Origin of the sequence: Nocardia violaceofusca NBRC 14427, assembly GCF_963869435.1 — a bacterium.
GTDB lineage: Bacteria > Actinomycetota > Actinomycetes > Mycobacteriales > Mycobacteriaceae > Nocardia > Nocardia aobensis.
The window spans coordinates 115,824-136,756 of sequence record NZ_CAWMPM010000013.1 but is presented as its reverse complement, the minus strand read 5'-3'; the positions used below and the strand labels follow the sequence as shown (position 1 = coordinate 136,756).

At 69.0% G+C, this 20,933-nt stretch carries 23 protein-coding genes; 14 read left to right on the top strand and 9 right to left on the bottom strand.

Translation table 11 applies throughout. The features are described 5' to 3' along the window. The first annotated feature begins 286 nt into the window (after positions 1–286). Positions 287–619, top strand: a complete 333-nt coding sequence (locus AC5592_RS12505; protein WP_036509068.1) for a hypothetical protein — start codon at positions 287–289, stop codon at positions 617–619. Between the two features lie 88 nt (positions 620–707). Here the strand turns inward: AC5592_RS12505 and AC5592_RS12500 are convergent, their stop codons facing one another. Beyond that, a complete protein-coding gene (locus AC5592_RS12500; RefSeq protein WP_232329326.1) occupies positions 708–1,178 on the bottom strand; it encodes a hypothetical protein in 471 nt (156 codons plus the stop codon). An 88-nt stretch (positions 1,179–1,266) separates the two neighbouring features. Then, a complete protein-coding gene (locus AC5592_RS12495; RefSeq protein WP_063064380.1) occupies positions 1,267–1,962 on the bottom strand; it encodes a MerR family transcriptional regulator in 696 nt (231 codons plus the stop codon). A 114-nt stretch (positions 1,963–2,076) separates the two neighbouring features. Between AC5592_RS12495 and AC5592_RS12490 the strand changes: the two genes are divergently transcribed. From AC5592_RS12490 to AC5592_RS12460, 7 genes are all read left to right on the top strand, one after another. Further along, the gene (locus tag AC5592_RS12490; protein ID WP_063064261.1) at positions 2,077–3,285 is read left to right on the top strand and encodes an erythromycin esterase family protein; all 1,209 of its coding nucleotides are present in this window, start codon (positions 2,077–2,079) and stop codon (positions 3,283–3,285) included. An 85-nt stretch (positions 3,286–3,370) separates the two neighbouring features. Further along, the gene (locus AC5592_RS12485) at positions 3,371–4,528 is read left to right on the top strand and encodes a cupin domain-containing protein (RefSeq protein ID WP_036505678.1); all 1,158 of its coding nucleotides are present in this window, start codon (positions 3,371–3,373) and stop codon (positions 4,526–4,528) included. Beyond that, positions 4,525–5,355: a fumarylacetoacetate hydrolase family protein gene (locus AC5592_RS12480; RefSeq protein ID WP_036505679.1), complete on the top strand. Its 831-nt coding sequence runs from the start codon at positions 4,525–4,527 to the stop codon at positions 5,353–5,355. The genes AC5592_RS12485 and AC5592_RS12480 overlap by 4 nt, the downstream gene beginning before the upstream one ends. Continuing rightward, on the top strand, positions 5,352–5,978 hold the full coding sequence (locus tag AC5592_RS12475; protein ID WP_063064260.1) for a maleylpyruvate isomerase family mycothiol-dependent enzyme: 627 nt from the start codon (positions 5,352–5,354) through the stop codon (positions 5,976–5,978). Before AC5592_RS12480 ends, AC5592_RS12475 begins: the two co-directional genes overlap by 4 nt. Positions 5,979–5,990: 12 nt before the next feature. Further along, positions 5,991–7,253: an FAD-dependent oxidoreductase gene (locus tag AC5592_RS12470; protein ID WP_063064259.1), complete on the top strand. Its 1,263-nt coding sequence runs from the start codon at positions 5,991–5,993 to the stop codon at positions 7,251–7,253. Between the two features lie 83 nt (positions 7,254–7,336). Continuing rightward, positions 7,337–8,494 (top strand): PucR family transcriptional regulator, encoded by a 1,158-nt coding sequence (locus tag AC5592_RS12465; RefSeq protein WP_198163820.1) that lies wholly within the window; start codon positions 7,337–7,339, stop codon positions 8,492–8,494. An 88-nt stretch (positions 8,495–8,582) separates the two neighbouring features. Next, on the top strand, positions 8,583–10,019 hold the full coding sequence (locus AC5592_RS12460) for a lipase family protein (RefSeq protein ID WP_063064257.1): 1,437 nt from the start codon (positions 8,583–8,585) through the stop codon (positions 10,017–10,019). Positions 10,020–10,066: 47 nt separating this feature from the next. Here AC5592_RS12460 and AC5592_RS12455 read toward each other — a convergent pair whose 3' ends face one another. Then, complete coding sequence (locus tag AC5592_RS12455) at positions 10,067–10,459, bottom strand: hypothetical protein (RefSeq protein ID WP_157121790.1); 393 nt, start codon at positions 10,457–10,459, stop codon at positions 10,067–10,069. A 238-nt stretch (positions 10,460–10,697) separates the two neighbouring features. Here AC5592_RS12455 and AC5592_RS12450 point away from each other — a divergent pair, with 238 nt between their 5' ends. The 3 genes from AC5592_RS12450 to AC5592_RS12440 are packed head-to-tail and all read left to right on the top strand — an operon-like array spanning position 10,698 to position 13,587. Beyond that, positions 10,698–11,363, top strand: a complete 666-nt coding sequence (locus tag AC5592_RS12450) for a response regulator transcription factor (protein ID WP_063064256.1) — start codon at positions 10,698–10,700, stop codon at positions 11,361–11,363. After that, positions 11,333–12,550 (top strand): sensor histidine kinase, encoded by a 1,218-nt coding sequence (locus tag AC5592_RS12445; RefSeq protein ID WP_063064255.1) that lies wholly within the window; start codon positions 11,333–11,335, stop codon positions 12,548–12,550. The genes AC5592_RS12450 and AC5592_RS12445 overlap by 31 nt, the downstream gene beginning before the upstream one ends. A gap of 44 nt (positions 12,551–12,594) precedes the next feature. Beyond that, positions 12,595–13,587 carry a DUF8320 family protein gene (locus AC5592_RS12440; RefSeq protein WP_157121788.1) on the top strand — a complete coding sequence of 331 codons (993 nt, stop codon included), beginning with the start codon at positions 12,595–12,597 and terminating at the stop codon, positions 13,585–13,587. Positions 13,588–13,602: 15 nt separating this feature from the next. Here the strand turns inward: AC5592_RS12440 and AC5592_RS12435 are convergent, their stop codons facing one another. Further along, a complete protein-coding gene (locus AC5592_RS12435) occupies positions 13,603–13,908 on the bottom strand; it encodes a LuxR C-terminal-related transcriptional regulator (protein ID WP_232329325.1) in 306 nt (101 codons plus the stop codon). A 178-nt stretch (positions 13,909–14,086) separates the two neighbouring features. Here AC5592_RS12435 and AC5592_RS12430 point away from each other — a divergent pair, with 178 nt between their 5' ends. Continuing rightward, on the top strand, positions 14,087–14,689 hold the full coding sequence (locus tag AC5592_RS12430; protein ID WP_084506592.1) for an LppP/LprE family lipoprotein: 603 nt from the start codon (positions 14,087–14,089) through the stop codon (positions 14,687–14,689). A gap of 14 nt (positions 14,690–14,703) precedes the next feature. On the opposite strand, the gene AC5592_RS12425 is transcribed toward AC5592_RS12430, so the two are convergent. Then, complete coding sequence (locus AC5592_RS12425) at positions 14,704–15,189, bottom strand: GNAT family N-acetyltransferase (RefSeq protein WP_198163819.1); 486 nt, start codon at positions 15,187–15,189, stop codon at positions 14,704–14,706. Between the two features lie 82 nt (positions 15,190–15,271). Between AC5592_RS12425 and AC5592_RS12420 the strand changes: the two genes are divergently transcribed. Next, positions 15,272–16,165, top strand: coding sequence for a LysR family transcriptional regulator (locus tag AC5592_RS12420; protein WP_036505687.1), 894 nt, complete (start codon positions 15,272–15,274; stop codon positions 16,163–16,165). Between the two features lie 9 nt (positions 16,166–16,174). Here AC5592_RS12420 and AC5592_RS12415 read toward each other — a convergent pair whose 3' ends face one another. The 4 genes from AC5592_RS12415 to AC5592_RS12400 all read right to left on the bottom strand — a co-directional run bounded on the left by AC5592_RS12415 (position 16,175) and on the right by AC5592_RS12400 (position 19,549). Continuing rightward, the gene (locus AC5592_RS12415; RefSeq protein WP_036505688.1) at positions 16,175–17,710 is read right to left on the bottom strand and encodes an aldehyde dehydrogenase family protein; all 1,536 of its coding nucleotides are present in this window, start codon (positions 17,708–17,710) and stop codon (positions 16,175–16,177) included. Positions 17,711–17,898: 188 nt separating this feature from the next. Beyond that, complete coding sequence (locus AC5592_RS12410; RefSeq protein WP_036505689.1) at positions 17,899–18,480, bottom strand: carboxymuconolactone decarboxylase family protein; 582 nt, start codon at positions 18,478–18,480, stop codon at positions 17,899–17,901. Next, positions 18,480–18,791 carry a carboxymuconolactone decarboxylase family protein gene (locus tag AC5592_RS12405; RefSeq protein ID WP_063920291.1) on the bottom strand — a complete coding sequence of 104 codons (312 nt, stop codon included), beginning with the start codon at positions 18,789–18,791 and terminating at the stop codon, positions 18,480–18,482. The genes AC5592_RS12410 and AC5592_RS12405 overlap by 1 nt, the downstream gene beginning before the upstream one ends. A gap of 113 nt (positions 18,792–18,904) precedes the next feature. Beyond that, positions 18,905–19,549 (bottom strand): TetR/AcrR family transcriptional regulator, encoded by a 645-nt coding sequence (locus AC5592_RS12400; protein ID WP_063064252.1) that lies wholly within the window; start codon positions 19,547–19,549, stop codon positions 18,905–18,907. A 198-nt stretch (positions 19,550–19,747) separates the two neighbouring features. On the opposite strand from AC5592_RS12400, the gene AC5592_RS12395 reads away from it, so the two are divergent. Further along, positions 19,748–20,932, top strand: a complete 1,185-nt coding sequence (locus tag AC5592_RS12395; RefSeq protein ID WP_036505708.1) for an LLM class flavin-dependent oxidoreductase — start codon at positions 19,748–19,750, stop codon at positions 20,930–20,932. Position 20,933 lies beyond the last annotated feature (1 nt).

Below are 20,933 nucleotides of genomic sequence, written 5' to 3'. Positions count from 1 at the left end.
ACCGTGTGCCGAGCAGAGGGCATGCGGCGGCGATGAAAGTGCCCTGAACGCGTGTCCCCGTTGATCTTCGGCGCAGTGCGCCGGCCGCTGAAAAATGGCCGCTACCTGCGAAAATCGGTGTCCCCCTCAGCAAACTCGACCGGACACCCGCCTGCCGGTCCCGCGGCCGCTGGTTGTCACGGCACGAAAAACACCGTTAAGCTTGAGTTTGCCAGAAAGATGCTGAGAGAGAAGCTCCCTGGCCTACGAGTTCGCCCGCGTGCAGTCGACTCGAGGATGGACCGATATGACCTTCCTTGCCCTCGGATATCTACGCAGAGATGTGTCGCGACGGCACCAGCATTGGGACGAGTCCCAAATACGCTGGCTGGCAGGGCGTTTGGGTTACAACCTATGCAAGACCGTGGCGTTGAGCAACCGCACCTGCGATCCGATCCAGCAGCTGATCGACGCGGTGGTGCGACTCGATGCCGAGGCCGTCGTCGTTCCGAGCCTCGACCACTTCGCCGACCGGGTGATCCCCGCCGACCTGCTCGCGATCACCGACGTCGTCACGGTCACGCCGGAACACACATATGCGCGCTGGGCCAGCGAACTGCCCGAATTGAACGGTACGTGACAGTCCCGGAAAAGCCTGTCGCGCAATTCGTCCGGATCCATCGATCGAAGCACGGGCGAATCGCGCGACAGGGTTTCCGCCGGCTGGATCAGCTGCCGGTGATGGCCTCGTAATAGAAGAAGTGGTGGCCCTTCGCATCACAGGAGAAGCTGCCGTGAAAGCCGACCGCGCACGTCGATCCGGCGTGTGAGACCGCGGGGCCGGCGGTCGGCCCGGACCCGGCGCTCTGGCCGTAGGTCGAGATATCGGGGTTGCCGCCGGGCAGGGTGTGCGGAGTCCCGGCATCGAACCCCGGATGCGCGGGCGCCCACGGCACGTCGATGACGACCTCGCGAACCGGGAAGGGAACCGGCACCGAAACGTTGGTGCCGAGCTGGATGGACATCCACGTCGGCGTGGCGAGGTCGCATCCCACGCTGCCGTCGTCGGCGATCGAGCAGTTCAAAGTCCCGGCGGAGAAGTACACCGGCCCGGGAGTGTCGGCGCCGGCCACGCCGCCGAACGCCAACGGCGCTGCCGCACCGGCCATCGCCAACGTCCGCACGATCCATCGTTTCACGCTGCCTCCTTCGGTGTGATGATGTCCCTGACATACCCATCGGCCAACCGCCACAACCCATTACGAGTCCGCGCGACATCCGGACCGGCTACCGGGCCGGGTCCACCAGCGTCAGGTACTCGTCGAGCCGGGCGGCGCCGGTCAGCAGATGGCGACTACGGGTGATCAGACGCTGCTGCCACGCCTCGAGAAATACCCTGAGCGCCGCCGCGCCGCCCGCCTCTCGCAACGACTCCAGAAACTGCGCGACCTGCGGCAGCAGGTAGCCCCCGCGGCGCAATTGCCTGGCGATCTCGGCGTCACGCACGCAGTCCGGGCCGTACCGGCGGTAGCCCGTCGCGGGGTCCCGGTCGGGGCGCAGGATGCCGTGGGTTTCCCAGGTGCGCAGGGTCGCCGGATGTACCCCGATCCGGCGCGCGAGTTCGCCCACGGTCATCGGCGGCCCGGGAACCGGTGGTGGCGCGGCGGACAGGCCGCTCAGGGCCGTCGCGACTTCGGTGCGAGTCCCGCGTTCGGTCAGTAGCGCGACATGTGCGGCGTCGATGAGCCGGTAGGCGGATTCGAGGTCGTCGCGATGGATCGCGCGCATGATCTCCGCGGCCTGCCGATGCCCGTGCCCGGCGCGAAGGGCGAGAAAGGCGCGCAGCGCCAGCGCGTGCCGCGGGGTGTAGCGGCGGTAACCGGTCTCGGTGCGGCCGGTCGGCGGCAGGATGCCCGCATCGTCGTAATTGCGGATCGCCTGCGGGGACAATCCGTGTTCGCGGGCGAGATCGACGGGTCGCAGGATATACCTCCGTTTTAGACTTCGACCGGTGTTATACCAGCTCATTTCCGCGGAAGTTTCACTCGAACCTTCAACGATAGTGTCGAAGGTATTCGATGCCGGAAAGGGGTATCCATGTCCACTGCCACCGCCCTGCGTGCCATCGGCCGCCCACTCGACGACCCGGCGAGCCTGGGCCGCACGCTCGACGAACTGCTCGCCGCGCGTCCCGAACCTCCGGCGCTGCTCGGGCTCGGCGAGCCGACGCACGGAATCGCGGCATTCCCGTTGCTGCGCAACGACATTCTGGCCCACCTCGTGGAGCGGGGATTCCGGTCGATCGCGCTGGAGATCGATCTCTTCGCCGCCACCCGCGTCGACGACTACATCCACGGCGCCACCGCGGATATCGACGAGGTCCTCGCCACCGGGTTCAGCCACGGCTTCGGCGCGGTCCCGGGCAACCGCGAACTCGTCGAATGGCTGCGGGCCTACAACGCCGGGCGGCCACCGCGAGATCGCTTGCGCTGCTACGGTTTCGACGCGCCGGTGGAGATCTCCGCCGCGCCGAGTCCGCGCGACCCGCTCTCGGCGGTCGCCGGCTATCTGCCCGCGGCGCTGCGGCCGGAGTCGGCACGTGACCTCGACGCCCTGCTCGGTGCCGATACCGAGTGGACGAACGAGGCGGCCATGTTCGATCCGGCCGCCTCGGTCGGCAATTCCGACCGTGCCCGTGCTCTGCGCGTCGTCGCCGACGACCTCGCCGGCGCGCTGCACCGCGCGGGTCCCGGTCTGCGACCGGCCGATCCGATCGGCTACGACCGGGCGGTCGCCCAGGCGCGCACCGCCCAGGGCCTGCTGCGCTACCACGCGGCCATGGCCACTCCGGCCGCCGATCGCCTCGGTGCCCTGCTGAGCGTGCGCGCCGAATTGATGGCCGACAACCTGCTGGCGATCGTCGAGCGGGAGCGGCACCGCGGGCCGAGTCTCGTCTTCGCACACAACGCCCACCTCCAGCGCGCGCACTCCCCCGGCGAGGACACGCCCGGCTGGGGTGGCGCCGGGGCGCTCGTCGCCCTCGCGCTCGGAGACCGCTACACGGTCGTGACGACCGACGGCGCCACCACCTGCGATCCGGCCAGCCTGCAGGGTGTGCTGGCGCAGGCGACGACACGCCGAACCCTGTTTCCCGCCAGTGAATTGCGCGATTCGCTGCCTGCGGCGATCGCCACGGGCGAGCCGATGGTCCTCGGCCACATCCCACTGCGCCGTGCCGATCTCGACACCGCCGACGCGCTCGTCTTCATCACCGACACCGACGGGAAGCAGGTCCGATACTGGTAGCGACCCGTACGAAGTCGAACCGGGCCTGGTTCTGCTGAGCAGAATTCTGTTTTCCGGCGCCGCGGCACGCGTCACTGTAGGCGTTATGAGCACGACTGACACCCCTGTCCGCTTGCGAGCGGTCGCGGCGCCGGATCAGCCGGATGTGACGCCCGCGCTCGAGCGGTTGTACCGCGGTTTCGAACAGGAACTGCTGGTGCCGCTGTGGACCGAGATCGGCGATCTGATGCCCGCCCATCCCCGCTCGCGGGCGGTGCCGCATCTGTGGCGCTGGGAGCGGCTGCTGCGGCTCGCGGCCGAGGCCGGCGATATCGTCCCCGTCGGCCGCGGCGGCGAGCGTCGTGCGATCGCACTGGCGAATCCGGGCCTGGGCGGGCGGCCGTTCGCCACACCGACGTTGTGGGCGGCGATCCAATATCTGATGCCCGGCGAGGACGCGCCCGAACATCGCCACACCCAGCACGCGTTCCGCTTCGTGGTCGAAGGCTCGGGTGTGTGGACGGTGGTGGGCGGCAGCGGTGAGCGGGCGGTCGGCGACGCGGTCCCGATGCGCCGCGGCGATTTCCTGCCGCAGGCGGGCTGGAACTGGCATGCCCATCACAACGCGACCGCGTCGCCCATGGCGTGGATCGACGGGCTCGACATCCCGTTCCAATACCTGACCGAGGCGCAGTTCTTCCAATTCGGACGCACGGATATCGATGCGGCCGAACGGATCACGCCCCAGCGCTCACGCTCGGAACGACTGTGGGGTCATCCCGGATTGCGGCCGCTGTCGGTCGGCGAGGTCGCGCCCGGTTCGCCACTGCTGGCCTACAAATGGGAGCACACCGACGCCGCCCTCACCGACCAGCTGCAGCTGGAGCGGGAAGGGTACGGCGGCACCGTCGAACCCGGCCACGCGGCGGTCCGATTCACCAACCCGCACAACGGCGCCGACGTGCTGCCGACGATTCGCGCCGAGTTCCACCGGATCGCTCGCCACGCACAGACCGCACCCGTGCGCGAGACCGGTTCGTCGGTGTACCAGGTCTTCGACGGCTCGGGCACGGTGACCGTCGGCGACACGACGTGGTCGGTGACCCGCGGCGATCTGTTCGTCGTCCCGTCGTGGGAATCGTTGTCCGTCACCTCCGAATCCGGCCGCACCGATTCCGACTCCGGCGCACTGGACCTCTTCCGGTTCTCGGATGCGCCCGTCTTCGAAGCACTCCACCTCGACCGTCAGGAGACCGTCCGATGAAACTCGCCACCCTCCGCGTCGACGGCGGCACCCGCGCGGTCCGCCTCGACGGCGACCGTCTGGTCGACCTCGGCTACGACGACCTCGGCGCGCTGTTCGCCCGCGAGGACTGGCCCACGGTCGCCGCCGCGGCCACCGGGCAGACCTGGCCGGTAGCGGGCGCCGACTTCGCTCCCGTCGTGCCGAACCCGTCGAAGGTGATCTGCGTCGGGCACAACTACACCAACCACATTCGGGAGATGGGCCGCGAACTGCCCAGCTACCCCACACTTTTCCCGAAATACGCCGACTCCCTCATCGGCGCCGACGATCCGATCGTGAAACCCGCCGAAACCGACGCTCTCGACTGGGAGGTCGAACTGGTGGTCGTCGTCGGCAAGCCGGTGCGCCGGGCCACCGAGCAGCAGGCCACGGACGCCATCGCGGGCTTCACCGTCATGAACGACATCTCCGTGCGGGACTGGCAGTTCCGGACCATCGAATGGACCCAGGGCAAGATCTGGGATTCCGTCACGCCGGTCGGCCCCTACGTCGTGACACCGGACGAGGTCGGCGGCGTCCGGCCCGCACTGCGGGTCGAGACCATCGTCGACGGTGTCGTCATGCAGCACGACGACACCGGCACCCTTCTGTTCGATCCGGTCCGCCTCGTGCAGTACGTCTCCACGATCATCCGCCTGAACCCGGGCGACATGATCGCCACCGGAACCCCCGCCGGTGTCGGGCACGCCCGGGATCCGAAGGTGTATCTCGTGGGTGGGGAAACCGTGGTCACCCGGATCGACGGCCTGGGTGCGTGCACCAACAAGGTCGTGAAGGCATCGTGACCGGGCGAACGCTCACGGACGCGCTGCGCTGGGCCGAGCAGGGCACCTCCCTGTTCGGCACCCAGGTCGCTCTTCTGGACGAGGCGTCGATGTCGGCGCCGAGCCCGCTGCCCGGCTGGACGCGCAAGCACCTCGTCGCGCACGTCGCCGCCAACGCGGACGCGCTCGGCAATCTGGTGCACTGGGCCAGCACCGGCATCCGCATGCCGATGTATTCCTCGGCGCGGCAACGTGATTCCGATATCGAACAGGGCGCGACCCGTTCGGCGGCCGATCTGGTGGCCTGGCTGAACGGGTCGGTACGCGCGCTGTCGGCAGCGATGGGTTCCCTGACCGGCGACGACTGGCGTCGCGAGGTCGTCACCGCGCAGGGGCGGACCGTGCCGGCCACGGAGATCCCGTGGCTGCGGGCACGGGAAGTGTGTGTCCATACCGTCGATCTCGGCACGGGCGCCGGCTTCGCCGACCTTCCCGGCGAATTCCTGTCCGCGCTCGTCGACGACATCCGCGCCAGACGCGGACTCGACGCGCTGCCACGCGGCCCGCTGCCCGAGGTCGCCGCCTACCTCGCCGGTCGTCCCCACTCGCTCGCCGACGTCCCCGACCTCGGCCCCTGGTTGTAAGGAAGCTGCCCTATGAGCACCTCCGATGTCGTGATCGCCGGCGGCGGAATCGGCGGACTGAGTACCGCTTTCGCGCTGTCACGCCTCGGACTGCGGGTCCGGGTCCTGGAGCGGGCGGAGCGGTTCGGCGAGGTCGGCGCCGGCATTCAGCTCGCCCCGAACTGCACCCGCATCCTGGCCGAGTACGGACTGCTGGAGCAGGCGAGGGCGCGTGGCGTCGTCCCCGACCGCATGGTGATGCGTGATGCGGTCGACGCGAGCGAACTGACCGCACTGGACCTGCGCGACCTCGAACGACGGTACGGATATCCGTATCTGGTCATCCACCGCAGCGACCTGCACGCCCTGTTCCTCGACGCGTGCCGCGACGCCGGTGTCGAACTGCTCACCGAGCAACGAGTCACCGCGTATGCGCAGGGTGGCGAGAATGCCACCGCCACAACGGATTCCGGTGCCGTCCACGAGGCGCCGGTGGTGATCGCGGCCGATGGACTGCATTCGGTCGCGCGGCGCCGGTTCGCCGACGATCGCCCGGTCTCCTCGGCGTACGTCGCCTATCGCGGGACCGTGCCGATCGCGTCGGTCGATCGGCCGGTCGATCTGTCCGAGGTCGTGGTGTACGTGGGCCCGCGGTGCCACTTCGTCCACTACGGATTGCGCGGCGGCGATCTGCTCAATCAGGTCGCGGTCTTCGAATCCCACAAGGCGCTGGCCGGACTCGCGGACTGGGGCACCCCTGACGAACTGGACGACGCCTTCGCCGGCACTTGCGCATTCGTGCGGGAACGCCTGCCACACATGTGGCGCGACAAGTGGTGGCGCATGTACGACCGCGATCCGATCGGCACCTGGGTCGACGGCCGGATCGCTCTCCTCGGCGACGCCGCCCACCCGCCGCTGCAATATATGGCCCAGGGCGCGATCATGGCGATCGAGGACGGCTGGGTTCTCGCCGAACACGCCCGACGGCGACGCGGCGCCGGCGCAACCGTCGACTGGGACGGCGCCCTGGCCGCCTATCAGGCGGTTCGTCCCGAACACTGCCGCCGCGTCGTACTCACCGCCCGCGCCTGGGGCGAACTGTGGCATCTCGACGGCCGGCCCCGCGAACAGCGCAATGTTCTCCTGCGCGCCCGCGAGACCGGCGACTACTCGTTCACCGACTGGATCTACGGCCCGACCGCGCTGGTCCCCGGGGACGAACCCGCCATGTTCACCCCGATCCCGCTCACCACGGCCGATCGGATCGCCGGAGTCGATTCGGACGCCCGCTGAACCGCCTACCAGCCCGGCCCGGTACCGATACCATCGAGCGAATGTCGTCGCCGTAAGCGTCGCGCGGGATGGAGGGGCCTGCCATGACACCGCCCACCGGGCCGGGAATCGAGGATTTGCACCGTAGCGTCGTGGCGATGGTGGACGGGTTCTACGGGGTGGTGCCGCCGTATCCGCGGCTGCCGGAATCGCTGGTGGCCGCGGATTTCGCGCACGGGGTGAAACTCAATGTCGACCTGTTCTTCCGCTACCTGCGTACCGGGATCGAACCCGGCGAGGACGACACCGCCGATATGGTGCGGCTCGCGGTCGAACGCGTCCGCGACGGCGCGGCGGTCACCGACGTCCTCGACCGCTACCGGCTCGGTGCGAGTGTCGTCTGGGATCGCCTGCTCGACTCGGCGACGGCGAGCGAGCGCGAACTGCTGCTGACGGCGGCCGCGCCGCTGATGCGCTACCTCGGGCTGCTCACCCAGCGCATCGTGGCGGCCGCGACCGACCGCGCGCACGATCCACGCTGGGAATTCATGGAACACCGGCGCGCGGTGACCGAGGCCCTGCTCACCGGCCGTGATCCGCAGCAATGGCCGGGGCGGCCTACGGTCCGGCTCGCCGAGCGCTACCTGATCACGGTGTTCCGGCTGGGCCCCGATATCGGCGACGTGGCGGCCGATCTGCGGCATCGAGTCGAATCGATGCCGGGAGTCCTTGTGCGCATGGACATTTCGGGGTGGGTCGCGCTGATCCCGCTTCCGCCGGGCGACGACGGCCGCGACACGACGGCATCGCTGCGCACCCGCCTGCCGCGGACCGCACCGGCGTACTGGGTGGGCACGGCGACCGCGGCCCGGCCCGACATCCCGTCGGGGTACGCCGAGGCCCGCATCCTCGCCGAACTCGGGCGCTGCCTCGAGCGTGCCGAAAATTTCTGCCGCAGAACGGATCTGCAGTTCGAATACGCCATTGCGGCCGGCGACGCCGCCCGGCCCGGACTGGCGGCGGTGCTGGCACCGCTGGAGACCCAACCCGTCCTGACCCGGACCCTGGAGCTGTTCCTGGCGACCGGCCTGAACCAGCTGGCCACCGCTCGCCGCCTCGACATCCACCGCAACACCGTCAACTACCGCCTGTGCCGGGTCCGGGATCTCATCGGGCTGGATCCGCAGAACCCCACCGAGGCGATGACCGTGGCCGCCGCTCTCACCGCACAGCGGCTGCAGGCGCACCACTTCGCGCCCTGAACACGTTTGGGCACTTTTCCAAACGGCGCGGCCACCGGCTGTCGGATTGCCGGTACCCCCGGTTCCGCCGGTGCGGTGTGCTGACAGGGTGGACAAGGACGTCACCGCGCACAGCATCCGCCCGTCTCGCCGCCGGACCGCACTGGTCGCGGCCGCCCTCGCCGTGGCCACCGTTCTGACGGTCGCCGGGGTCTCGACGGCGGCCCCGCCACCGGACCCGCAACCGTCGGTACCGGTGACACCGCCACTGCCGTTTCCGGTTCCGCCACTGCCACCGGAACTCGACCCGCAGTTCTATCACCCGGATCAGTCGATCGTGGACGGTAAGCAGCCGGGCGAGATCATCGCGGCGCGGCAGGTCCACCTCGCCTACCTCGGTGTCCTGCCCTTCAGCATCGATGCCTGGCAGCTGTCGTTCCGCTCGACCGACACCCGCGGCCGCGCGATTCCCGCGGTCACCACGGTGATGAGACCGCACGCCGACAGCCCGGCCCCTCGGCCCCTGCTGTCGTATCAGTTCGCCGAGGACTCGCTCGGACAGTATTGCCGCCCTTCGTATCTGAGCCAGGTGGGCTCGCTCGGCCCGCTCGCCGGCTCCGCCGAAACCAGCAGTCTGTTCGCGGTCCCGATCGCCGCCGCGCAGATGGGATGGGCGGTCGTCGTCACCGATACCGAGGGCCCCGATCAGGCTTTCGGCGCGGGTCCGCTGGAAGGCCGGATCACCCTCGACGGTATCCGCGCCGCCGAGAACTTCGCGCCGATGCGCCTGGACGGGCCGCGCACCCGGGTGGGCATGATAGGGTATTCCGGCGGTGCGCTCGCCACCGGCCACGCCGCCGAACTGCATCGCGACTACGCCCCGGAGCTGACCATCGTCGGCGCCGCCGAAGGCGGTATCCCCGCCGACGTCGGCGGGGCGCTGAAAATGGCGAGCACGAACGCGGGCGCGGGCATCGTCTTCGCCGGTGCGGTGGGCGCGAGCCGCGAATATCTCGAATTGGCAGACCTTTTCGACAAGTACCTGACTCCCGCCGGCCGGGCGCTCGTGGCAGCGAAACAGAACCTCTGCCAGGTCCCGACCTCCCTGGTCGTGCCGTTCGTCGACTACGACAGCCTCTTCACGATCCCACACCCGCTCGACGACCCGCGCGCCGTGGCGGTGATGGACGAGATCAAGATGGGCCACCACACCCCCGATATGCCGATGTTCATGCTGCACGCCAACCCCGACTGGTTACTTCCCGTCGGGCCCGTCAACGATCTGGTCGCGACCTATTGCGCGGACGCCACCGCCCGCATCCGTTATCTGCGCGACCATTTCAGCGAACATCTCACCCTCGACACCTTCGCCGTCCCGCTGATGATCAGATTCCTCGCCGACCGCTTCGACGGCACACCCGCGCCCGCGGGCTGCCACACCGAAGACGCCGGCTCGGTCCTGCTCGCCCCGGAATTGTGGACCACCCTGCTGCCGCAGATCGCCCCGTTCATGCTCGATCTGTTCGGCAAACCCGTTGGGCAGTAACAGATTCGGGCAGTAGCGAATAAGCTGACCGGGCCTCGGCGCAACGCTCAGGACAGGATCGAGTGGATGTGCCGGTCCCGGAGGGCGTCGTGGGTGTGTTCGGCTAGCCAGGCCGCGAAATCCGTGTGAGCCGCGGGCGTTTGATCGAAGAAGCTGGCGTAGGCGACGGTATCGCCCTGCTCGACGACGACGTCGATCGTTTCGCCGCGCTGGGTCACCGCGAAGGCAGCTGCCGGGGTGCGCAGCAGACGATGTCGGCGTCCCGCGTCCGTGGGCCGGATATCGCTGACCGTCGCCGCGACGATGTCGACGACGTTGTCGTGCCGGCGGCGTAGCCGGCGCGGCACATCGGTGACCACGGTATGCACGGCAAGGATCAGTTCGGCGAGATCGTCGAAATCCACCGTCACCGTGGGCACGTGGCGCGGTTCTGCCGTCACGACATCCACGCCTCCTTCCTCGAACCTGGGGCGCTGCCATCCCGTACCGCTCAGTCTGCCCCGCCGCGGCGAGTGCGCCAGTCGGTGTTTCGCACGACGACTGGTCAGTTGTGCGTGGAGGCTCGAACGGCTGGACGTAATGAATTACCCCGGCGGAGTGAATAACAATCATCATCCGTTGCCGTATTCGCGCGCCGGGACCGGCGCCGCCGGGCACGGTCGGCACAGGAGGGGCAGGGTGCAGGAGAATGTCGCGGGGGACCCGTATCGCATCGGTGTCGTCGAGGATCACCAGGTCACCATCGCGGGCCTGCGCCAGATCCTCGCCGGCGAGCCCACCGTCACCATCGCCGCCACGGCCGCATCGGTGACCGAATTATTGTCCATTACAACGGATCTGGCACTCGTCGTGCTCGACCTGCGGCTTCCCGACGGATCCTCCCCCGCCATCAATATCGAGCACCTGCGGGCCGCCGGCATCGAAACTTTGGTGTTCACCTCCGGTGACGAACCGTTCCTGGTGCGCGCGGCCGCCCGGGCCGGCGTTCTCGGCGTGGTGCGGAAGTCGGAACGCGACGGGGTGGTCGCCGCCGCCGTGCGCGATGCCGCGGCCGGCCGCCAGGTGCCTACGACGGAGTGGGCGGTCGCGATCGACTCCGACGAGAATTTCGCCACGGTCACGCTCAGCCCCCGCCAGCGCGATGTCCTGGCCCTGTACGCCTCCGGCGAACCGGCGGCCCGCGTCGCGCGGCTCACCGGCCTGACCGAAGACACGGTCAACGCCTATCTGGCCCGGATCCGGCAGAAGTACGCGGAGGCGGGGCGGCCGTCGCGCACCAAAACCGAACTGTTCAAACGCGCTCTGGAGGACGGGTGGCTGCCGATACCACGTCGACGCCGGTAGATCCGGACGCCGGTGACGCACGGCCGACGGTCGGCCCGGCCGAGGACCGCATCACCCGGTTGTTCGCCCGCTTCCTGTCCTCCGGGTATGTGGCCTATCTGTTCCTGATGGCAGCGACCATCATCAGCCAGGCCGACGACCTGGCCCTGTGGTGGACGGTGCTCGCCGTGGGCATCGTCTACGGTCCGGCCGTGGTGATGGGTCTGTTCTCGTTTCATCCCGACCTTCGGTGGGTTCGCGCGACCGCCGCCGTGACCGCTCTGGGCTTCGTGGTCGCCGCCGCCCTGTGGCCCGTGGCGTGGAACGGCGAACTGCTGCGCGCCGATGCGTGGATCTCCACCATCCCCGGCTTGGCCGGACTGTCCGCGGCACTGGTCTGGCCCGCGGGCCGCACCGTCGCCGTACTGCTCGCGGCGGTGATCCCGGTCCAGCTCATCAACCATTTCTGCCGCGCGCCCGGCCACAACGGCCGCTTCGTCCCGGACCTCATGTTCGCGATCAGCTTCTGCCTGCTCTTCGTCGCGGCCGGGGTGATGGCGATGCGCACCGGACGGATTCTGGACGCCACCCGGACCGAAGCCCACGAGGCCGCGGCCGCCGCCGCGGCGGCGAGCGCGCGCACCGTCCAACGCGCCCGGTTCAACGCACTGCTGCACGACTGGGTGATGTCGACCCTGCTGGCCGCCGCGCGCGGAACCCAGCGGTCGGAGGTACGCCACCAGGCCGAACTCGCACTGGGCAAGCTGGACGACGTGGGTTCCGAAGGCGCACAAGGTTTTACGATCGCGACGGCCGCCGCGCACATCCGCACCGCGGTCGCCGACGTCGACGACCGGCTGCCGGTCACGGTGCGAGAGGACCCGGACGGCGGCGACCGCTGCTTTCCCGCCGAGCCGATCCAGGTCCTGGGCGCCGCCGTCGCGGAAGCCGTGCGCAACAGCGTCATTCACGCCGGAGCACACGCCGCGCGCACGGTGAGCATGCGATTCGACGCGGGGCGGATCGAGGTCGTCGTGACCGACGACGGCCGCGGATTCGATCCGGCGAAGGTCCCCTCCCACCGCCTCGGACTGGCCGTCAGCATCGTGGAACGGGTGCGCCGTCTGCCCGGCGGCGAGGTCGAGGTGCGCAGCCGTCCGGGCGCCGGCACCCGGATTCACTTGTCGTGGCGGGCGGTCGAGCGATGAGCGCGGCCACCGGACCCGTCCGCGATGCTCGCACCCTCCTGGGCATGGATACCCGGCCCGCCTGGCTGATCGCGGCCTTCTACCTTATTTCGGAAGCGGCGCTGAGCCTTTCGTCCGTGCAGCAGACCCGGCATCTGTGGCCGGTGCTCACCGGACTGGCCGTCACCGCCGCCGCGACCGCGGCACTGCTGCGCATCCAGCCCGACCCGCTGCCCCTGCCCGCGACCGCCGTGCTGGCCGTCTCGATTCCGGCGACCGCGGCGCTGACCCTGTTCAACCTGCCGATTCCCCCGACCTCGGTCGCGCAACTGTGGTCGTTCGGGTGCGGGACGGTGACCGCGACGTTCATGTGCGTGCGCGGGCGGACCGGCGCCGCATGGGCCGGTCTGCTGTCGATGATCGCCACCTCCGCCGTGTGGTCGTGGCAGAGCGGTCAGGGTTTCGGTCACGGCGTCGCGATTTCGGCGATCAATCTGGGGCCGTTGATGATGGCGACCTTCTTCGCCTACACCCTTCGTCCCGCGGCGCGGGCCATCTTCCGGCTGCGGGAGGAATCGACCCGGCAGGTGGGTTCCGAAGCCGCGGCGGCCGCCGCGCTCGACGAGCGCCGCGACCAGATCCAGCGTCTCGACGATATGGTTCGCCCGATTCTGGAACGCATCGCCGGCCCGCAGCCGCTCGACGACCGCACCCGCGACGACTGCCGCCTGATCGAGGCGCATCTGCGCGATACGCTGCGCGCCCCCGTGCTCGCCGCCGAACCGGTCACGACGGCGGCGCGCGATGCCCGGTTGCGTGGCGTCGATGTCGTCCTGATCGACGACCACGGCCTGGACGACCTGCCTGCCGCCGCCCGCCGCCGGGTGTTGGGCACCGTCGCCGCGGCGTTGGCCACCGCGGTCGCCGGGACGGTCCATGTTCGAATTCTGCCGCCGCGCAGGGCGATTCTGGCCACGGTCGTGGTCAACGATCCCGGCTCCGGCATCCGGCGGATCGAGATCGACGCCCCCGGACCGCGCGCCGGCGACCAGGGCTGATCCGCCGCCTCGACGTCAGATGTCGTCGAGATCCAGATACCCGTCCTGCAGGGCGCGCGCCAGCAGGGCGGCCTTCGTCGGTGCCGGCCTGCCCGCGGTGCGGTACTTCTCCCGGATCCGGGCGAGGTGAGTGTTGACCGTTCCGGGCGCGATGAACAGCTTGCGGCAGACCTCGCCTTTGGTCTCGCCGAGAATCCACGCGAGCAGTACTTCCACTTCCCGGGCGCTGAGCTGCGGCCGCGGTTCCGGGGCGGCGGCGAGCGAGGTGCGATCGGCGATCGCGGGGGCGAGACAGGCCGGAACCGGCGACAATTCGGACACGATGTCTTCCTGTTCTGCAGAAGCCGACGGCGTCGCCGTTCCCCCGGCGACGTGTCCGTCGAACGCTACGCAGTTGCCGTGCCGCCCGGCAGGTTCCAGTTGCTTGACACGAAAACTGGGGTCACCGTTCGCTCGGAAAACGAAAGGAGTCACCAAGCTCATCGGCCACACTCGACATATGACCGTCGCTGCGCCACGCTCCCCCGCCACTCGTATCCCGCGCCGACCACTGCGGAGGGCATGGCTGCCGGTGCTCGCCGGCGTGGCTCTCGTCGCGCTGACCGGCTGTTCCGCCAACTCTTCGCCGACGCCGGTCGGCCACACCACGCGCGAAACCGCCGCCGCCACCACGAGTTCCGGCTCGGCGGACTGCACCACCGACCTCGCGGCGCCGGAGATCCGCCGGGCCGTAGCGACCCTGCCGCCGTACGACGCCGGTGGCGGTGCCACCTGGGCGTGGAACGACAACCCACCCGCGTTGCGCGGCACCTACAACCGGTGTTCGACACTGTCGGTCGTGGTGGTGACCACCCAGGGCGCCACCGCGAGCTCCCCGGAGCACGCACTGTTGTTCCACCGGGGCGACTACGTCGGCACCGCCACGCCGAAAGCCCAGGCGTTCACCACCGTCGATTCCCGGGCCGGTACCGACGACACCGTCGTACTGACCTACAAGACGCCGGGCAGCTGCAACGCCTGCCCCGACGGGACCTATACGACGGTGTCGTTCCACTGGAACGGCTCGGGCGTGGACACGCAGGGACGTCCGCCGATCAACTGATCCCCGAGAAGGGTTCAGACGGCCGAAACCTGGTGCGTGAGATCGAATTTCATGAAGACGTCGGCCCGATCGTAGGGAATCGGCCGCAGTTGCGCCGGCGGCACGTGCACGAATCCCACCGATTCGTACAGGTGCACGGCATCGGCCAGACGCCCGTTGCTCGCCAGGAACAGCGAGGTCGCGCCGGCTGCGCGAGCGCGATCGATGGCGGCGTTCAGCAGCAGGCGGCCGATCCCCCGGCCCCGAACCCGCGGCGCGACCGCCATTTTCGAGATCTCGAAAACACCCGGATCCTCCGCGATGAGGGCGACGCACCCGACGCGGTCGTCACCGTCGCGTGCGATCAGCACCTGCCCGCCGTCCGCCACGATCCGCTGCGGATTGTCCAGAGTGGCGAGATCGGCCGGTTCGACGCCGAACAGAGCGGTGATCCACTCCAGATTGAGTTCTTTGAAGGCGGCGGCGTCGGCCGGCCCGGACATCGGTTCGACGAGAATCACTTCACCAGGATGCGCGCCGGAACCCATAGCGTCCAATATTCGATAGCTCCGATTGATATCTTGAACTTATGGATGGCGGCATATGGACGGGGTAGAGCTGCGACACCTGCGCTACTTCCTGGCCGTCGCGGAGGAATTGCATTTCGGACGCGCGGCCGCCCGCCTGCACATCGCCCAGCCCGCCCTGACCCAGCAGATCCGGCGGCTCGAGACGCTGCTCGGCGCTCGCCTGTTCGATCGCACCTCGCGCACGGTGGCGCTCACGCCCGCCGGCGTCGTACTGCGTGAGCGCGCCGAGGCCCTGCTGGGGCATGCGCAGCGCGATCTGGCCGAGGTCTCCCGCATCGGGCAGGGTGGACAGGGGACGCTCTACCTGGGCTTCGTGCCGTCGGTACTGCCGCTCGAACCACTGCGCGGGGTGCGCGCGTTCCGCGACCGCTATCCCTTGGTCGAGGTCGACCTGGTCGAGGGATTCACCAGCCATCTGATGGAGCGGCTCGCCAACGGCGCCCTGGACCTCGCGATCGTGCGCGATCCCGACCCGCAGCCGGGGACCACCACCACACCGCTCATGACCGAGCCGTTCGTCGCCGTGGTGCCCGACGACCATCCGCTCGCCGCGCGCGATACCGTCACCGGCGCCGATCTGGTCGACCACCCGATGGTCTTCTTCCCCCGCGCCGCCGGCTCGCTGGCCCACGACCGGAACCTGGCGCCCCTGCTGCGATCGGGCCGCCGGCCCCGCATCGTGCAGGAGGCCACCAACTGGACCATCATTCTCTATCTGGTCGCCGCGGGCCTCGGCATCACGGTCGCGCCGCGCAGCGCGACCTTCACGGCACCGGCCTCGGCGCGCATCATCGCGCTGACCGAAACCGATGCCGACACAACCATTTACACCGCGCACCGCACCGGCGACGAGCGACCGCTGGTCCACAATCTGCTCGCCCTGCTGCCCGGCCCGGGCACGGCGTGAGGGCGCTCGTCAGGACAGCAGCTTGCGCATGATCTTGTTGCCGAAGCCGTAGCGGATGAGACCGTCGAGGTTGCGAATGGTCTTCTCCGAGTACGGGTACCAGATGCTTTCCTGCTTGGGCTGCCAGCGATCGATCAGGACCGGCTGGGCGTGGGTGAAGCCGCGCAGCGCTCCCGGGCCGTTGACCTGGCCGACACCGCTGTCCTTGCGGCCGCCGAAGGGCGCCTCGGGCACGCCGTAGATGACGGCCGCATCGTTGTGCACGACGGAACCGGTGGTGAGCTGGGCCGCGATCCGCCGGGCCTTGGCGGCGTCCTTGGTGAACACCGAGCCGCTCAGCCCGTATTTGCAGTCGTTGGCCAGCCGGATGGCTTCGTCCTCGTCACGGACCCGCATGATGGCGGTCACCGGACCGAAGGTTTCCTCGGTCATCAGGTCCATGTCGTGATGTGCGCCGACCACGACGGTGGGCTGGAAGTACAGGCCGTCACCGGTGTCCGCGGCCCCGCCCACCACGATGTCGGCGCCCTTGGCCTTCGCATCGTCGATGTGCCGGATCACGATGTCGCGCTGGCGATCCCAGAACAGCGGGCCCATATCGGTGTCACCGGGACCGTAGGTGACCGCCGCGGCCTTCTCGGTGACCAGCCGGATGAATTCGTCCGCGACGCTGTCGACCACATAGATGCGTTCCACACTCATGCAGACCTGGCCGGTGTTGAACATCGACAGATACACCGCACCGGCGGCGGCGCGCTCGAGATCGGCGTCCGCGCAGACGATCATGGCGTCCTTGCCGCCCAGTTCCAGGGTGCACGGCAGCAACCGGGTCGCGCAGGCGGCCGCGATCTTGCGGCCGGTGCCGACGCTGCCGGTGAAGCACACCTTGTCGATTTCCGAATCGACCAGTGCCGCACCGGTTTCGCCGTCGCCGTGCAGCACCTGCACGACATCCTCCGGCACTCCGGCCTCGTGCAGCACGCGCGCCACCCACTCACCCGACCGCGGCGTCACCTCCGACGGTTTGAACACCACGGCGTTGCCGGCGACCAGTGCCTGCACCACCGGATTGAGTGACAGCACGAACGGGGCGTTCCACGGCGTCACGACACCGACCACGCCCAGCGGCTGATACTGCATGTACAGCTTCTTGAGCGGTTTCAGATAGCCGTGCAGCCGCTGCCGGTGCGAGCGCAGATCACGCCGGGCGCGTGCGGTCCAGTAGTTGAGGAAGTCGCAGGCCGGCACGATCTCGACGCCGAGCGCCTCGGCCTCGGGCTTACCGGTCTCGGTGCGGATGGTCTCGGCGATCTCCGCGCGCCGGGCGACGATCACGCCGACGGCGGCGCGCAGGATCTCGGCACGTTCGGCGATGCCGCGCGCGGCCCAGGCCGGCTGAGCGGCGCGGGCACGCGCGACCGCGCTCCGCACCTCGGCGGTGGTGTCCACCTCGAGTTCGCCGATGCGCCGGCGATCCACCGGACTGTCCAGCGCCAGCGTGCGCCGGTCGCCCTCGGTCGTCGGCAGTGGGTGGACGATGGCCATGATCTTCCCCTCGGTCGGAACTGGCATTCCAGTGCGATTTCGGTTGTCACACAAGGGTTGTCGCAACCGCATCGATCGCACGGCGGGCGGCCCTCGTGACTTAGTAGACAACTTACCAAAACTGTCTACCCATTGCGAGAACTTGTTCTAGATTTCCGCCGGGCAGACACCTGCGGACCGCTCCGGCGCTACCGATAACCCCGCTTCAGCAGGTACTTGGCCCCCGCGCCGAAACCCTCCGGACTCAGCACGTCGAATCCGAAGGCATCGGCGAGCCGGTTGGTCGTGTTGAAGGCGGCGCAGACCGCCATGGCGTCCTCGACCTGGTGTGGTGACACCCCGGCGGACAGCACCTTTCGGACATCGTCGGCGGAGATCTCTCCGTCGCGGGACAGCTTGCCCAGCAGTAGCAGCGTCTCGCGCAGGCCCGCACCGATCGGCGCGGATTCCGGATCGTCGAGCACCGCACGGACTTTCGCCTCGTCGGCATAGGCCTGTCCCGCGGTCGCGGTGTGCGCACCGATACAGAACGCGGAGGCGTTGACCTTCGACACATACGCCGCCATCAGCTCCCGGTCGGCGACCGACCACTCGGAGGGGCCGCGCATCGCCGCGTGCGTGAACGCCTTCGCTCGCGCGCCGTAGAAGTCCGGCCGGTAGAACACCAGCTTCGCGGCATCGGGCAGCGGCTGACCGGAGAACAATCGAACGGCCCTGAACAGCAGTTTGGTTCCGGGCCGATAGTCGTGGTTCAGGACGTCCGGTCGCATCAGCCACGCTCCCGGGTCGCGTCGACGAGCGCGGCGAGTCCCGCGTCGTACTGGCGCGCGGACTGTCCGACCGCTGCCGCGATCACCAATTCGACGAGTTCGCCCTCACCAAACCCCGAGGCGCGCGCCGCGGCGAAGTCGGCATCGGTCACCTCGGTCGGCCGGGTCGCCACCTTGTCGACCAGTTCGCGCAGCTGCGGCGGTCCGGCGTTTCCGAAGGCTTGCGCCCGCTGTTCCCGCGGCGTTCTGCCGTCGCCGTGGAGCACCCGATCCACCAGATCTTGGAATACCTCGCGTTTGTCCCGCGCCATCTCGCCTCCTCACAGCCGGTTCCCGACGCGAGCCGTGACGGCAGGCGCCACGGACACGAATGTACCTCCGGAAGCCGGGTCCACATGCTCCACCAGCGAAATCGGGCTCGAGATCAGTTCTTCTCGCGGAGCAGGCGGTCGAGTCCCCCGGACAGAAAGGCGACCTGATCCTCGTAGTAGGCGGTCAGCACCTCGGCGGGCAGCGGATCGGGATGGCCATGCCAGTCCCCCGCACGGGCGAGCGCCTGCAGAAATCCCATGAGGGCGATGGCCCAGCGCGATTCCAGACGTGCGGGATCGGCCTCGGGAAAGGTGCGCCGCACCTGGACGTGCAGACGCTCGCGCAGGTTCTCCTCCACCACGCGCAGGGCGGGATGGTCGCGCGCCGAGACCTGGGTGACGATTCTGACCCACCGCATACCGCGGGTGCGGTGCCGCAGGAGCAGATCGCGGTAGGGCTCGGTGACGGCGCGCACCAGCTCCTCGGTGGTCGGCGCCTCGTCCCGTGCGCCGAGCCGGTCGGCATTGGCGCGAATGCTGTCGCGCACCGCGGCGCCGAGATCCAGCAGCACCGCGGTGATCAGGTCGTCCTTGGTGCCGAAGTGATAGTTGACCGACGCCGGCCCCAGGCCCGCGGCCGCGTTCACCGCGCGCACCGACACCGCGTCGACCCCGTGCGCGGCGAACAGACGCTCGGCCGTCTTGACGAGCCGGCCGCGGGTCGCGTTGCCCTGGCGGTTGGGCGCTGGAGCCGACATCAGACCACCTCCGTACTGGTTCGCTCGATCCGATATTCCGGCAACCCTATCTCATACGCACACGGAAAGTGTTGGGGTGCAGAGATTCTCGATCCATCTCGGTCACCGAGACAGGAAACTTTTGGATCAAGTGATCCATGTTAAGCAGGACACAGCGCGGTGAAGCAGATCACAGACGCGCCGTTCGAAGGAGACTCCGTGCACACGTCCGAATCCTTACGATTCGGGGCCTTCCTCGCCCCGTACCATCCACTGAACGCCGACCCCGCCCTGCAGCTGCGGCGCGATATCGATCTGATGGAACACCTCGATCACCTCGGATTCGACGAGGCGTGGATGGGTGAGCACCATTCGACCGGCGCCGAAATCGTGCCCGCGCCCGATGTTTTCATCGCGGCCGCGGCCGAGCGAACGCAGCGGCTTCGCTTCGGCACCGGCGTGGTGTCACTGCCCTACCATCACCCGCTGGTCACCGTCGACCGCATGACCCAGCTCGATCTGCAGACCCGGGGGCGGCTGATCTTCGGCACCGGGCCGGGCAAGATCCCACTCGACGCGCACATGATGGGGATCGACCCCTCCGACCAGCGGCGGCGCCAGGGCGAGGCGCTCGAGGCGATCCTGGCGCTGCTGCGCGGCGACGTGGTGAACATGTCCACCGATTGGTTCACGCTGCGCGACGCTCGCGCTCAGCTACCCACCTACGACCCGGCCGGGATCGAGATCGCCACGGCCTCCACCGTCTCCCCCAACGGCTCGGTGCTCGCCGGCACCCACGGCCTCTCACTGCTGTCGCTCGCCGCCAGCTCACCGGCGGGTTTCGATGTGCTGGACCGCAATTGGGGAATCTACGACAAGGTGTGCGCGGAGCACGGTCACAGCGCGGACCGTTCGCGGTGGCGGCTGGTCAATCCGATGTTCCTCGCCGAAACCCGGGCCGACGCCGAACGCGCCGTCGCGCGCCGGATCGGTTCGATGGCGGCCTATGTGAACCGCCAGACCGGACAGCGACCCGAGTGGGCCGAATCCGGACGGGGGATCATCGACCACTGGCGCAACGACAGCCTCGGCGAATTCGGCCAGGCCGTCATCGGGACACCGGACGAGGCGATCGCGCAGATCGAGCGGCTCCTCGACAAGACCGGCGGCTTCGGCACCCTGCTGATCCTGCATGTCGACATGGCCGACTGGGAGGACACCAAACGCAGCTACGAACTGTTCGCCTCGGAGGTGATTCCGCACTTCCGGCTGCGCAACCGCGGCCGCGAGGCGAGTCTGCAGTATGCCGAGGATCACCGCGACCGCCTCATCGGCGGACTGGTCACCGCGATCAGCAAGGCCCACACCGACTACTACGGCGAATCCGCCGCGACAGGAGCGTGAA

Coding starts and splice junctions, on each gene's coding strand:
- AC5592_RS12505 (WP_036509068.1), top strand. CDS start 287: ATGACCTTCCTTGCCCTCGGATATCTACGCAGAGATGTGTCGCGACGG.
- AC5592_RS12490 (WP_063064261.1), top strand. CDS start 2,077: ATGTCCACTGCCACCGCCCTGCGTGCCATCGGCCGCCCACTCGACGAC.
- AC5592_RS12485 (WP_036505678.1), top strand. CDS start 3,371: ATGAGCACGACTGACACCCCTGTCCGCTTGCGAGCGGTCGCGGCGCCG.
- AC5592_RS12480 (WP_036505679.1), top strand. CDS start 4,525: ATGAAACTCGCCACCCTCCGCGTCGACGGCGGCACCCGCGCGGTCCGC.
- AC5592_RS12470 (WP_063064259.1), top strand. CDS start 5,991: ATGAGCACCTCCGATGTCGTGATCGCCGGCGGCGGAATCGGCGGACTG.
- AC5592_RS12465 (WP_198163820.1), top strand. CDS start 7,337: ATGACACCGCCCACCGGGCCGGGAATCGAGGATTTGCACCGTAGCGTC.
- AC5592_RS12440 (WP_157121788.1), top strand. CDS start 12,595: ATGGATACCCGGCCCGCCTGGCTGATCGCGGCCTTCTACCTTATTTCG.
- AC5592_RS12430 (WP_084506592.1), top strand. CDS start 14,087: ATGACCGTCGCTGCGCCACGCTCCCCCGCCACTCGTATCCCGCGCCGA.
- AC5592_RS12420 (WP_036505687.1), top strand. CDS start 15,272: ATGGACGGGGTAGAGCTGCGACACCTGCGCTACTTCCTGGCCGTCGCG.
- AC5592_RS12415 (WP_036505688.1), bottom strand. CDS start 17,710: ATGGCCATCGTCCACCCACTGCCGACGACCGAGGGCGACCGGCGCACG.
- AC5592_RS12410 (WP_036505689.1), bottom strand. CDS start 18,480: ATGCGACCGGACGTCCTGAACCACGACTATCGGCCCGGAACCAAACTG.
- AC5592_RS12405 (WP_063920291.1), bottom strand. CDS start 18,791: ATGGCGCGGGACAAACGCGAGGTATTCCAAGATCTGGTGGATCGGGTG.
- AC5592_RS12400 (WP_063064252.1), bottom strand. CDS start 19,549: ATGTCGGCTCCAGCGCCCAACCGCCAGGGCAACGCGACCCGCGGCCGG.